The following is a 12,041-nucleotide window of genomic DNA, read 5'->3' on the forward strand; positions in this document are numbered from 1 at the left end:
CGGCTCAGGGCTTCATCAATCGGCAGGTCGATTCCGCCGGGGTGGTATAGACCTGGTCGCCCGGCACCCGGGCCACTAGCTTGTAGTAGTCCCAGGGCGCCTTGGATTCCGCAGGTGTCTTCACCTGCATCAGGAACATGTCGTGCACCATCAGGCCATCGGCGCGGATCTTGCCGTCCTTCACGAAGAAGTCGTTCACCGGATTCGCCTTCAGCCATTTCATGACGGTGTCGCCATCGGTGCTGTTGGTGGCTGCCACTGCCTTCAGGTAAGTCGTGGCGGCGGAATAGTCGCCGGCCTGCAGCATCGACGGCTTTTTCTTCATGGTGGCTTCGAAACGCGAAGCCCACTTGCGCGAGGCGTCGTCCTGGTCCCAGTACCAGGCCGTGGTCAGGTACATGTTCTGCGCGGCCTGCAGGCCAAGGGCGTGGACGTCGGTGATCAGCACCAGCAGGCCGGCTATCTTCATCTTCGGCGTCAAGCCGAATTCATTGGCGGCCTTGACGGCATTGCTGGTGTCGCTGGCCGAGTTCGCCAGCCCCAGCACCGACGCGCCGGATGCCTGCGCTTGCAGGATGAAGGACGAGAAATCCGCCGCGTTCAGCGGATGCCTGACCCGCCCCTTGACGGCGCCGCCGTCGGCCTGCACCACGGCCGAGGCGTCGCGCTCCAGTGCATGTCCGAAGGCGTGGTCCACCGTCAGGAAGTACCAGTTCTTGTCGCCTTCCTTCATCATCGCCCGCGCCGTGCCGCGCGCCAGCGAGACCGTGTCGTACACGTAGTGCACGGTGTAGGGCGTGCATTGGGCGTTCGTCAGTTCGGAAGCGCCCGCGCTCACCACGAAGAACGGCGTCTTCTTTTCTTCGGCCACTTTCGCCATCGCCAGCGCCGCCGCCGAGTTCGCGCCTGCGATCAGCATGTTCACGCCTTTCTGGTCCAGCCACTCGCGCGCCCTGGAGGAAGCGATGTCGGCGCGGTTCTGATGGTCCGCCACCAGTACCTCGACCTTCTTGCCTGCGACGACGCCGCCCAGGTCCGCCACGGCCATCTTGATCGCCTCGGCGCCGCCGGGGCCGTCGGCGTCCGCCGACAGGCCGGACATATCGGTAATGAAGCCGATGCGGATCACGCCGTCGTCGGCGTGCGCCGCGCCGGCCATTCCCAACAGCGCAGCCATCGCCGTCGCGCACAATGTTCTTTTCATGTCTGTCTCCCCAATGGATAGAATTTCGGTCAGAACGCGACGTTGTCGCGGCCCTTCAATTGCAGCGTCTCGCGCGCCTCGTCGGGCGTGGCAATTTGCAGTGACAGGTCTTCCAGGATGCTGCGGATCCGCCGCACCTGGTCGGCGTTCGAACGCGCCAGCTCGCCCGGCCCGTCCCACAGCGAATCCTCCAGCCCCACGCGCACATTGCCGCCCATGGTCGCCGCCATCGTCGCCAGCGGCGTCTGCTTGCGTCCGGCGGCAAGTACCGACCAGATGTAGTCGTCACCGAATAGCCGGTCCGCAGTGCGCTTCATCATCATCACGTCTTCGGGATGCGTGCCGATGCCGCCGCGGATGCCGAACACGGACTGGATCAGGAACGGCGGCTTGAGCAGCTTGCGATCGACGAAGTGCGCGGCGGTGTAAAGGTGTCCGATGTCGTAGCACTCGATCTCGAAGCGCGTGCCGTTGTCGCCGCACGCTGTCAGGATGCGTTCGATGTCCTTGAAGGTGTTCTTGAAGATCAGGTCATCGCTGCCTTCCAGGTAGGGGCGTTCCCAGGCGTGCTTGAATTCCTTGAAGCGCTCCAGCAGCTCGTACATGCCGAAGTTCATCGAGCCCATGTTCAGCGACGCGACCTCGGGCTTGAACTGCAGCGCCGGCGCCATGCGGTCGGCAAGCGGCAGCACGGGCGAGCCGCCCGTGGTGATGTTGATCACTACGTCCGAAGCGTTCTTGATGCGCGGCAGGAACTGCGCATACAGCGCGGGGTCCTGGGTCGGCTGCCCGGTATCGGGCTGGCGCGCATGCAGGTGCACGATGGCCGCGCCGGCCTGGGCGGCGTCCAGCGCGGACTGTGCGATCTCATCGGGCGTGACGGGCAGATGCGGCGACATCGACGGCGTGTGGACCGATCCGGTGATGGCGCAGGTGATGATGACCTTGTTCCTGGACTTTTTCATGGGCCTTGGGCTGCGCGCTTGCGCATGCGGTTCTGATGGTTTTCATGGCCCCGGCTGTCTCCTCCGGGTGTGGGCCATTCTGTCCCACGCCCGCCGCCCGTGTCACCTGAACAGAAATAATCAATTGATAGGATTTCCGGTGCTGCGGTGCAGCGACGAAAGGCGCCAGCGCTGCGCGGGATTCCTGACAGGACTACAATTTGCCTATGCCGGAACGCCCGTTCCGACGGCCATCCGATCACGCAGAAGTCGCCTCCCATGCTTGATATCCAGACCCTTCGCCCGCTGCGGGCCATGCAGCCCGGGCGCGGCCAGATCCGCCTCATGCAGGTGCCGGCATGAGCTACGTCCTGGCGGTGGATCTCGGCGGCACGCGCTTTCGCGCCGCGTTGGTGGACGCGCGCGGCGGCATCGCGCATGCATGTTTCATCGACAGCCCGGCGCGCAGCAGCCTGGCCGCTCAATCCGGCTGGGCCGAGATCGACGCTGATGCCTGGTGGGGCGGGCTGCAAGCCCTGGCCGAGGCCCTGGCGGCGCAGTCAGACACGGCTTTCAACGCGGTGGAGGCCATTGCGATTTGCGGCGTCACGCGCACGCAGGTCTTCATCGACGCGCATGGCGCGGCCATCCGGCCCGCGATCACCTGGCGCGATACGCGTGCGGCGGCGGACGTGGGCGCGTGGCTCGCGTCCATGCCGTCTGCCCATCCCGAACATGCGCAGATCAACGCCTTTCATCCTTGGGCGCGCGTGGCCTGGCTGCTGCGCGCCGAGCCCCAGAATGCGGCTCGGGTGCGAGTAGTGCTGGAACCCAAGGACTATCTGAATTTCCGCTTGACCGGACGCGCTGTGAGCGACACCGTGTCGATGGCGCGCCTGGCGGCGGCCGCGACGGCGACGCCCGAGTGCGCCGACCTGCTGACGGCGGCAGGCGCCAATCCGGCCTGGGTCCCGCGCCTGCTCGATCCGCTGGAGGTCGTAGGCGCCGTGCAAGCGGGCCTGCCGGGCGCGCTGGCGCGCCTGTCGGGTCGCCCCGTGGTGGCTTGCGCCAACGACACCTGGGCGGCCGTGGCCGGCCTGGGCGCCTTGCGGCCGGGCTATGCCTACAACATCTCCGGCACCACCGAAGTGTTCGGCGCCGTGGGCGCCGAGCCGGTGCAGGCGCAAGGCCTGATGACGGTGGACTGGGGCGGCGGCCATCATCAGATCGGCGGGCCGGGCCAGAACGGCGCCGACACGGTGGCGTGGCTTTTGCCTCTGTTGGGCCGCCTGGGGGACGAAGGCATGGCCGGCGTGGGCCAGGCCATGGACGCCTTGCTGGATGCGCCGCGAGACCCGCAGCCGGCGCTGTTCCTGCCCTATCTGCAGGGCGAGCGGGTGCCTTACTGGGATCCGCACCTGCGCGGCGCCTTCCTCGGCTTGAACCGCCGCCATGGCCCCGGCGATCTGGCCTGGGCCGTGCTGGAAGGCGTGGCCTTCCTCAACCGCATCGTGCTGGAACGCGCTGAAAGCGCGCTGGGCAGCCCCGTCGGAGAAATCCGCTTCGGCGGCGGCGCGGCGTCCAATGCCCAGTGGTGCCAGGTCAAGGCCGACATCTGCGAACGTCCGCTGGTGGTCGGGCAGGCCGAGCAGCCCGGCGTGCTGGGCGCGGCGGTTGCCGCGTGGACGGGCCTGGGACGCTACGGCAGCTTCGCCGCCGCCCAGGACGCCCTGGTGCGCGTGGCGCAACGCTACGAGCCGCAAGCCGAGCGGGCCCATGCCTATCGCCGCATGTACCACCAGTTCCGCGCCGCGGAAGCCGCGCTGGCGCCGGTATCGCGCGCGCTGGCCGGCATCGACATGGGCTGATGGCCCGGGTATAAACTACGACGCCATCAGCGGGGCGCAACCATGCGCCCGCATAACAAACAAAACGCAGCAAGGGTCGAGTCGATGCGCGGCATCCTGGAGAAGTACGGCACGGCAATCGCGGGATTGGTCCTGGTGGGCTTTTTCGCATTGGCTGCCCCGAATTTCGCGGCGCCCAACAATCTTCTGAACATCGCCAAGGAAACCAGTTTCCTGGCCATCATCGCCATCGGCTTCACGCTGGCGCTGGTCACCGCCGAACTGGACCTGTCCGTTGCCGACGTCGCCAGCCTGGCGGCAGTCGTCACTGGCGCCTTGGTGCATACCGGTCAGCCGGTGCTCCTGGCCATCGGCGCGGGCCTGGGCGTGGGCCTCTTGTGCGGCCTGGTGAATGGCATCGCCGTCACGCGGCTGCGCGTGCCTTCGCTCATCGCCACGCTGGGCATGGCCGCCATGGCGCGCGGCTTTGCCTTCATGCTGACCGACGGCGTGTCCTATGTGGGCCGCTGGCCCGCCGCCTTTACCGATCTGGCCCGGGGCAAGCCTTTCGGCATTCCCGCCCTGGTGCTGTGGATGCTGGGCGCCGTGCTGTTCGCGTTCTTCCTGGTGAGATGGACCCGCACCGGCGCCCGCATGACGGCCACGGGCGAGGCCGGCGAATCCGCCCGGCTGGCCGGCATCAACATACGCGCCATGAAAAGCATAGGCCTGGCCTTGTCCGGCCTGTGCGCGGGCCTGGCGGCCGTGCTGCTCACGTCCAGCCTGTCGTCCGCCGCGCCCAACATGGCGGGCGACTACTTCCTGTACGCCATCGCCGCGGTGCTGCTGGGCATGACCATGTTCAACCCCGGCCACGCCAACATACCCGGCACGCTGGTCGCCGCGCTGATCCTCAAGGTGCTGGGCAACGGCCTGGTCCTCATGGGCGCGCCGTACTACGTGCAGGACATCGTCCTGGGCTTCATCATCATCGCGTCGGTCGCGGTGTCATCGGCCGTGCTGAAGAAAGCGGCTTTCAAATTCTGATCGGAAGGGGAAGGGAACCATGCGTAAATCCTTGATGCGAAATCTGCTGTTGGCCGCGTTTTCGGTACAGGCCCTGGCCCTGGGCGCCGCCGCGCACGCCTTCGACGTGGGCGTGGTCGCGTTCCAGATGTCCTCGGAAACCCATGCCCGCGTCGCCAACGCCGCTGCCGAAGCCGCCCGCGCCAAAGGCTGGACGGTCACCCAGTTGAACGCCGAGGGGTCGCTGCCCAAGCTGGCCGAGCAACTCGACACCCTGGTCAACAAGAAGGTCGACGCCATCGTCATCGCCATGGGCAAGCCCGTCGAAACCGATGCGCAATTGCAGGCCGCCAAGGAAAAAGGCATTCCGGTGGTCGGTGTGATGTCCGGCGCCAGCCCCCACATGCTGTTCGACGTCGAGGTCAACGAATACGCCACCGGCGCCCAGTCCGTGCTGTACCTGCTGGGCAAGATGGGCTACCAGGGCAACATCCTGTCCGCCCGCTTCGATGGCAACTCCGGCACCCGCATCCGCGGCAAGATGTTGGACGCCGTCCTGACCGAGAACACCGCGGTCAAGGACCTGGCCAAGTTCAGCATGGCGCGCACCCAGAGCTGGCGCGACGACGTGCGCAACGGCATGCAGGCGCTGCTGCTGCGCCACCAGGGCCAGTTCAAAGGCATCTGGGCCTCGTTCGACGGCCAGGCCTACGTCATCGACGACCTGCTCCAGGCCCAGGGCATGAAGAAGGGCGACATCACCCTGGTGTCCGTCGACGGCAGCCCGGAAACCTACCGCCGCATCGCTGACCCCAACAGCCTCATGACCGCCACCATGATGATTCCCTTCGAGCAGATGGGCACCAAGGCCATCTACGCCCTCGAACGTATCGTCGTGAAGAAAGAGCCCAGGGAAACCATCGCCGCCGGCCCCTACCTGTTCATGGACTCGGTCCTGGTCGACGCCAGCAACGTCCAGAAATTCCTGCAACCCGCCAAGTAAGAGCCCGCAGCCATGACCGCCGCGTTGTCGCTACGCCAGATCAAGAAATCCTACGGCGCCGTCGAAGCTCTGAAGGGCGTGGACCTGGACGTGCCCCAGGGCAAGGTCATGGCCATCTGCGGCGACAACGGCGCAGGCAAGTCCACGCTCATCCGCATCATCTCCGGCGCGCAGGAACCCAGCGGCGGCGCGATGAGCCTGCACGGCAAACAGGTCGTATTCGGCTCGCCCCACGACGCCCTGGTGCAAGGCATCGCCACCATCTACCAGGACCTGGCGCTGGCCCCGCGCCTGTCCATTTGGGAAAACATCTTCATGGGCGCCGAACTGGTGCGCCGCGCGGGCCCGTTCAGCGTCCTGGACAAGCGCCGCATGGCCCAGGACGCGCGCGGCTACCTGCAGCGCCTGTCCGTGCCCATCGACGACATGGACCGGCCCGTGGAACGCATGTCCGGCGGCCAGCGCCAGGCGGTCGCCATCGCCCGCGCGCTGCGCTGGGACGCCCGCGTCGTCATCATGGACGAGCCCACCGCCGCGCTGGGCGTCAAGGAAACCGCGTTGGTGCTGAATCTGGTGCGCAAGCTGCGCGAAGAAGGACGCACCGTGATCCTCATCAGCCACAACATGGCCGACGTGGTGGCGCTGGCGGACCGGGTCGCGATTCTGAAGAGCGGCGCCAAGGTCATCGAGCGCGACGTGGCCGGGCTGGATGCGGATGCGCTGGCGCATATGGTGATGACGGGCAAGGAATAGATTTCTCGCTCATAGTCTGAGCGGAAAAAAAGGCCGGCGCCAGGTTTTCCTGGCGCCGGCCTTTTTGTGTGCAGCAGCGGGACTTAGTCCTTGCGGCTGGTCACTTCAACCAGGTGGTAGCCGAACTGCGTCTTCACCGGACCCTGGACTTCGCCGACCGGGGCGCTGAACACCACGGTGTCGAATTCCTTGACCATCTGGCCCGGACCAAACGTACCCAGGTTGCCGCCGTCGCGCGAGGACGGGCAGCTCGAGTTTTCCTTGGCCAGCTGAGCGAAGTCGGCGCCGTTTTCGATGGCGGTCTTCAGTTCGTTAGCCTTGGCTTCGGTGGAGACGAGGATGTGGCGGGCGGAGGCTTGTGCCATTTGGGGCTCCTTGCGGACTTGAATTGGGGAGGGGGAGAGTAACGCATTCAGCGGACAGGCGCTGGATCGGCTAGGGTAACTCGCCGATGATGAACCGCTGAAGACAGTTGTGTATCCCTTCAATACAGGATGCCGGGGGCAAGCGCGCAGGAATTTTTGTCACATATCGATCGGCCACTTTGGCCTATGGATATGTTCATACGGCAGTCCACCCAGATCCAACGCCGCCGATCCCGGCGCGTCCGCAAAGACCACACGTCGCGCCACCTTCGCGAACGAAGCCTGGAAGTGTTGCGCCGACTTCACCACGATCAGCGCCTTTTCCTCCAGCCGGCATCCCAGCTGGGTGAAAACATCGGTATCCATGGCCTGGGCCCGTATTGTGATCAGCACGATCTCGATGCCATCGGCCTCGACCAGGGCGGAATTTCCCACCACCGCTGGCGATCCGGACAATCCCGTCATGACCATGTCCGGGACCAGCGCCTTGACCGTGCACATCAGATCCAGAGGCTCTCCGGATAGCGGGCTGATCTTGCCTCCGATGCGCAAGGGCAAGCGCGCGGCCACGCCGGCGCTGAAGGCGATGCGGACGGCTATGGGGTCCCACATGGGGCCTATCGCCACGTTGCGCACGCCGCGCTCGAACAGGCGGCGCAGCAGGAAGGTGGAGTCGCCCGCACCACCGCCGCCAGGGTTGTCGGAAGCGTCGGCGATGACGACGGGGGGGCCGCCCCATGCCAGAGCCTGGTCGATGGCTTCGTCCGGTTTGGGATAGACAGGCGTCAATGCTTCGCGCATGCCTATCAGCTCGTCGGCCAGGCGCCGTGCGAGCTGCTGGGCGGTCTGGGTGTCGCCGTCGGCATAGACCAGCAGCTTGGTCCCCATGTCTGGCACGTCGCCCCAGGCGAAGCTGTGCACCACGGAAATGGAGAGGATGCCGTCTTTGCCCTCCAGCGCGCTGATGCGGTCGATGTAGCCGCGGGCCGGTTCCTGCGGCGTGCGTATGGTGACGACCATCCCGCAGTCAACGACGGCGGCGACTGGCGTGATGCGACGCTCGACGATGGCCGCACAGAAGTCCACCAGCTCCAAAGCGCGTTCGCGTATGTCGGTGTGGGGGTATTCCTTGTACGCAACCAGCATGTCGGCGTTGGCCACCATGGCGTCCGACAGATGGCAATGGGGATCCAGTTCCGCACCTACCACGACCCCGGGGCCGACGATCTCGCGTATCCGCGCAAGCAGGTCGCCTTCGCAGTCTTCGTAGCCATCGGCCACCATGGCGCCGTGCAGGCCCAACACCACCATGTCGACGGGCAAGGCCTCTTGCAGGTCTCGCAGCAGTTCATCACGCAGCGTCTCGTAAGCATGACGGGTGGTGATGCCGCCGGGCTGGGCGCCGGCGGCCATGCCTTCGATCACGGTCCAGCCGTGTTGCGCGCCGCGCTGGCGCGCTGCCCATAGGGGTCCGCTGAAGATGGTCATCTCGGGAGGATGGGTGCCGGCGGGGTAATAGCCCCGGTCGGCAAAATCATCCAGCGAGGTGGGCAGCGGAGCGAACGTATTGGTTTCCGTGGACAGCGAACCGGTGAAAACGCGCATGGTACGAGTGCTTAGTCCGCGGTGGCGCCAGAGGCCTTGACCACGTCGGCATACTTGGCGATTTCGGAAGCGACGTGCTGGCGCAGTTCTTCAGTCGTGCCGCCGCCGGGCGTGGCGACCATGCCGGCAAGCTTCTCCTGGATGTCCTTTTCTGCCAGGATCGCGTTGACTTCCTTGTTCAGCTTTTCCACGATGCCCGCGGGCGTGCCGGCCGGCGCGAACAGCGCGTACCAGGACGTCATCTCGTAGCCCTTGACGCTTGCGTCAATGGTGGGGATCTCGGGCGCGAAGGGCTGGACGGCCGCGCTGGTGACGCCCAGCGCGCGCAGCTTGCCACCCTGAATGAGCTGCATGACGGAAGGCGCCGTATCGAACATTACCTGGATCCGGCCGGCCATCAGGTCGGTGAGGGCGGGCGCGCTGCCCTTGTACTGCACGTGTTCCATTTCCACGCCGGTCATCATCTTGAACAGTTCAGCCGACAGGCGGGTCGACGAGCCTGCGCCCGACGAAGCGAAAAAGATGTTCTTGGGGTTGGCCTTGGCGTAGGTGATGAACTCCTGCACCGTCTTGGCGGGCACGGTGTTGTTCACCACCATGATGTTGGGGAAGCGCGTCAACAGCGCCACCGGCGCGAAGTCCTTCTGGAAGTCGAAGGACAGTTCCTTGTACAGCGACACGTTGATGGTGCTGGCGTTCGAGCCCAGCAGGATGGTGTAGCCGTCGTTGGGCGAGCGCGCCACGGTGGCGGCGGCGATGTTGCTGGCGGCGCCGGGGCGGTTCTCGACCACGAAGGTCTGGCCCAGCTTGTCCGACAGGCGGCCGGCGATCAGCCGCGCGACGGCGTCGGACGAGCCGCCCGGCGCGTAGCCGACCACGACCTTGACGGGCTTGCTCGGGTAGGCGGCTTCCGGCGCGGCGAATGCGGCTTGTTGACTGAACACGCTCAGGGTTGCGGCAGCGAGGATCGAAGCGAAGAGTTTCATGCTTTAAGGCTCGAAATGGGCGTTACCTCGCATTGCCGCCGCCGCTGGTTTCCAGCTTGAGGCTCGCAACCGAGCGGATTTGAAAGTACGCGCATTATTCGCAATCGCGGCCCTGTAAATCAATGTAAGCTGAGAGCGAGTTTGTTGCCTAAAAGGCAACGATTTATAGAAATCGTGGAAATGGGAGGAGGCATGGACGGCGGCTTGAGCGCGCGGCGTTTGCAATATTTCTTCGAGGCGGTTAACACCGGATCGGTGCGCGGGGCGGCGGAGCGCCTGGGTGTGGAACCCTCCATCGTCAGCCGCCAGATCCAGCTGCTCGAAACGGAGCTGGGCGTGGCGCTGCTGGAACGCAAGGGCCGCGGCATCGTGCCCACCGATATGGCCGCCATCGTGATGGACCATTGCCGCGACCGCCAAGCCAGCGAGCAGGCCCTGCGCGCCCGGCTGGACGAGGTCAACGGCTTGCAACGCGGCGATATCCAGATCGTCACCAGCGAGGGATTCGTGGATATCCTGATGAGCGGCGTGGTGGACGAATTCTGCCGACAGCATCCCGGCGTGCGGGTGTCGCTGAAGGTGGCAGGCGCTTCCGACGCGGTGCGCGCCGTGGTGCACGACGACGCACATATCGGCGTGGTGTTCGGCGCCCCGGCGGACCCTGGCATACGCGTGGTCCATACGCGCAACCATCCGCTGTGCGTGATCGCGTGGCCGGATCATCCACTGGCGCGGCAACGCAAGCGGCCGACGCTGAAGGACGTGGCGAGCCATCCGATCGCGCTCATGGGGCCGGGGTTCGGCCTGCGCCAGTTGATCGAGATGGCCGAGCTCTCGGAGAACATCGTGCTGTCGCCCAGCTTCATTGCCAACTCGATCGTGACCTTGAAGCGCTACGTGGAAAGCCGCCTGGGGCTGACCTTCACGTCGGCGAATTCAGTGGTGAAGGAGGTCGCCAGAGGCGAGCTGGTGGCGTTGCGCACCACCAATCCCATCTTCGAAGCGGCGCAGACGCGGCTGATCGTGCGGGCGAATCGGCCGCTGACCAGTGCGGCGAGAGGGATGCTGGAAAGAATCCAGGCATCGCCGCTGTTCCACGGCGCGAAACCGTAGCGGGCGATGCCTGGCAAGGTCATGCCGTGTGCTTAGCGCACCGGCCAGCCGTACATCAGGCCGCCGTCGCGGTAGGAAGCGTTCAGGCCGCGCGGCAGCTTCAGCGGGCTGCTGGGGCCGAGGTTCTTCTCAAAGCTCTCGCCGTAGTTGCCGATATTCTTGATGATGTTGTAGGCCCACTTGTCGTCCACGCCCAGGTTCTTGCCCATGCCCGGGGTCACGCCCAGCAGGCGCTGCACGTTGGGGTTGGTGCTCTTGAGCATTTCATCGACGTTCTTGGATGTGATGCCGTATTCCTCGGCTTCCAGCATGGCGAACAGGGTCCAGCGGACCACGTTGAACCATTGTTCGTCGCCCTGGCGGACCATGGGGCCGAGCGGCTCCTTGGAGAAGTTCTCCGGCAGGATGTCGTACTTTTCCGGGTTCTCCAGGTTGCTGCGCGCCGCGGCCAGCTGCGATTTGTCGCCGGTGAAGGCATCGCAACGGCCTACCGCGAAGGCGCGGATGATCTCGTCCAGGCGTTCGACCACCACGGGCTTGAAGACGATGTTCTGCGAGCGGAACCAGTCGGCCAGGTTCAGTTCGGTGGTGGTGCCGGGCTGCACGCAGACCGTGGCGCCGTCCAGTTCCTTGGCGCTTTTCACGTTCAGGGACTTGTTCACCATGATGCCCTGGCTGTCGTAGTAGTTAACGGCCACGCCGATCAGGCCCAGGGTCGTGTCGCGGGTCAGCGAGAGCGTGGTGTTGCGGGGCAGGACGTCGACTTCGCCGGACTGCAGGGCAGTGAAGCGCTGCAGTGCGCTGACGGCCATGATCTTGGCCTTGGAGGCATCGCCGAACATGGTGATGGCCAGCGCGCGGCACAGGTCCACGTCCAGGCCGATCCAGCCGCCCTTGCTGTCATTGACCGAGAAGCCGGCGACGCCGGTGGATACGCCGCATTGGACGAAGCCCTTGTTCTTGACGGCTTCGAAAGTCACGCCAGCGTGGGCGGTCCAGGACGAGATGAACAAAGCGGTGCCTGCCGCGGCCAGTTTGAGTGCTTTCATGATGTCTCCGCGCTATCCGGCGCATGTGTAGCGATCAGCCGAAGGCTGAGGTGCGCGGAATGGTAGCCAGCGGCCAAAGGGGGGAGAATCAGGGAATTCCCGTTAAATCCGCCGGGCGGAATTTGTTCGGCGTCAATGGTGTTCTC

The 12,041-nt window shown here is 65.4% G+C and carries 11 protein-coding genes; 5 read left to right on the plus strand and 6 right to left on the minus strand.

Annotation, left to right across the window (positions count from 1 at the left end; translation table 11 throughout):
- Nucleotides 1-4: 4 nt before the first annotated feature.
- Nucleotides 5-1,204 carry an ABC transporter substrate-binding protein gene (locus tag WBB14_RS34700; protein WP_424243771.1) on the minus strand — a complete coding sequence of 400 codons (1,200 nt, stop codon included), beginning with the start codon at nt 1,202-1,204 and terminating at the stop codon, nt 5-7.
- A gap of 29 nt (nt 1,205-1,233) precedes the next feature.
- On the minus strand, nt 1,234-2,169 hold the full coding sequence (locus tag WBB14_RS34705; protein ID WP_424243772.1) for a 3-keto-5-aminohexanoate cleavage protein: 936 nt from the start codon (nt 2,167-2,169) through the stop codon (nt 1,234-1,236).
- Between the two features lie 338 nt (nt 2,170-2,507).
- Between WBB14_RS34705 and WBB14_RS34710 the strand changes: the two genes are divergently transcribed.
- From WBB14_RS34710 to WBB14_RS34725, 4 genes are all read left to right on the plus strand, one after another.
- Nucleotides 2,508-4,016, plus strand: coding sequence for a xylulokinase (locus WBB14_RS34710; protein ID WP_424243773.1), 1,509 nt, complete (start codon nt 2,508-2,510; stop codon nt 4,014-4,016).
- Between the two features lie 84 nt (nt 4,017-4,100).
- Nucleotides 4,101-5,042, plus strand: a complete 942-nt coding sequence (locus WBB14_RS34715) for an ABC transporter permease (RefSeq protein ID WP_424243774.1) — start codon at nt 4,101-4,103, stop codon at nt 5,040-5,042.
- A gap of 19 nt (nt 5,043-5,061) precedes the next feature.
- Complete coding sequence (locus tag WBB14_RS34720; protein ID WP_424243775.1) at nt 5,062-6,024, plus strand: sugar ABC transporter substrate-binding protein; 963 nt, start codon at nt 5,062-5,064, stop codon at nt 6,022-6,024.
- 12 nt (nt 6,025-6,036) lie between these two features.
- On the plus strand, nt 6,037-6,777 hold the full coding sequence (locus tag WBB14_RS34725) for an ATP-binding cassette domain-containing protein (protein WP_424243776.1): 741 nt from the start codon (nt 6,037-6,039) through the stop codon (nt 6,775-6,777).
- An 83-nt stretch (nt 6,778-6,860) separates the two neighbouring features.
- Here WBB14_RS34725 and WBB14_RS34730 read toward each other — a convergent pair whose 3' ends face one another.
- The 3 genes from WBB14_RS34730 to WBB14_RS34740 form a co-directional block, all read right to left on the minus strand.
- Entirely contained in the window at nt 6,861-7,142 is a 282-nt protein-coding gene (locus tag WBB14_RS34730) for a peptidylprolyl isomerase (RefSeq protein ID WP_006385706.1), read from the minus strand.
- Between the two features lie 159 nt (nt 7,143-7,301).
- Nucleotides 7,302-8,747 (minus strand): M81 family metallopeptidase, encoded by a 1,446-nt coding sequence (locus WBB14_RS34735; protein WP_424243777.1) that lies wholly within the window; start codon nt 8,745-8,747, stop codon nt 7,302-7,304.
- 11 nt (nt 8,748-8,758) lie between these two features.
- Complete coding sequence (locus tag WBB14_RS34740; protein WP_424243778.1) at nt 8,759-9,733, minus strand: tripartite tricarboxylate transporter substrate binding protein; 975 nt, start codon at nt 9,731-9,733, stop codon at nt 8,759-8,761.
- A 192-nt stretch (nt 9,734-9,925) separates the two neighbouring features.
- On the opposite strand from WBB14_RS34740, the gene WBB14_RS34745 reads away from it, so the two are divergent.
- The gene (locus tag WBB14_RS34745; protein ID WP_424243779.1) at nt 9,926-10,846 is read left to right on the plus strand and encodes a LysR family transcriptional regulator; all 921 of its coding nucleotides are present in this window, start codon (nt 9,926-9,928) and stop codon (nt 10,844-10,846) included.
- Between the two features lie 32 nt (nt 10,847-10,878).
- Here the strand turns inward: WBB14_RS34745 and WBB14_RS34750 are convergent, their stop codons facing one another.
- On the minus strand, nt 10,879-11,895 hold the full coding sequence (locus WBB14_RS34750; RefSeq protein ID WP_424243780.1) for an amino acid ABC transporter substrate-binding protein: 1,017 nt from the start codon (nt 11,893-11,895) through the stop codon (nt 10,879-10,881).
- Nucleotides 11,896-12,041: the final 146 nt, after the last annotated feature.

Source organism: Achromobacter sp. (assembly GCF_049647645.1).
Classification (GTDB): Bacteria; Pseudomonadota; Gammaproteobacteria; order Burkholderiales; family Burkholderiaceae_B; genus Achromobacter.

What these genes read in the sequence shown, in the direction of transcription:
- WBB14_RS34730 (WP_006385706.1), bottom strand. Translation starts at nt 7,142, where the DNA reads ATGGCACAAGCCTCCGCCCGCCACATCCTCGTCTCCACCGAAGCCAAG.
- WBB14_RS34735 (WP_424243777.1), bottom strand. Translation starts at nt 8,747, where the DNA reads ATGCGCGTTTTCACCGGTTCGCTGTCCACGGAAACCAATACGTTCGCT.
- WBB14_RS34720 (WP_424243775.1), top strand. Translation starts at nt 5,062, where the DNA reads ATGCGTAAATCCTTGATGCGAAATCTGCTGTTGGCCGCGTTTTCGGTA.
- WBB14_RS34705 (WP_424243772.1), bottom strand. Translation starts at nt 2,169, where the DNA reads ATGAAAAAGTCCAGGAACAAGGTCATCATCACCTGCGCCATCACCGGA.
- WBB14_RS34740 (WP_424243778.1), bottom strand. Translation starts at nt 9,733, where the DNA reads ATGAAACTCTTCGCTTCGATCCTCGCTGCCGCAACCCTGAGCGTGTTC.
- WBB14_RS34750 (WP_424243780.1), bottom strand. Translation starts at nt 11,895, where the DNA reads ATGAAAGCACTCAAACTGGCCGCGGCAGGCACCGCTTTGTTCATCTCG.
- WBB14_RS34745 (WP_424243779.1), top strand. Translation starts at nt 9,926, where the DNA reads ATGGACGGCGGCTTGAGCGCGCGGCGTTTGCAATATTTCTTCGAGGCG.
- WBB14_RS34700 (WP_424243771.1), bottom strand. Translation starts at nt 1,204, where the DNA reads ATGAAAAGAACATTGTGCGCGACGGCGATGGCTGCGCTGTTGGGAATG.
- WBB14_RS34725 (WP_424243776.1), top strand. Translation starts at nt 6,037, where the DNA reads ATGACCGCCGCGTTGTCGCTACGCCAGATCAAGAAATCCTACGGCGCC.
- WBB14_RS34715 (WP_424243774.1), top strand. Translation starts at nt 4,101, where the DNA reads ATGCGCGGCATCCTGGAGAAGTACGGCACGGCAATCGCGGGATTGGTC.
- WBB14_RS34710 (WP_424243773.1), top strand. Translation starts at nt 2,508, where the DNA reads ATGAGCTACGTCCTGGCGGTGGATCTCGGCGGCACGCGCTTTCGCGCC.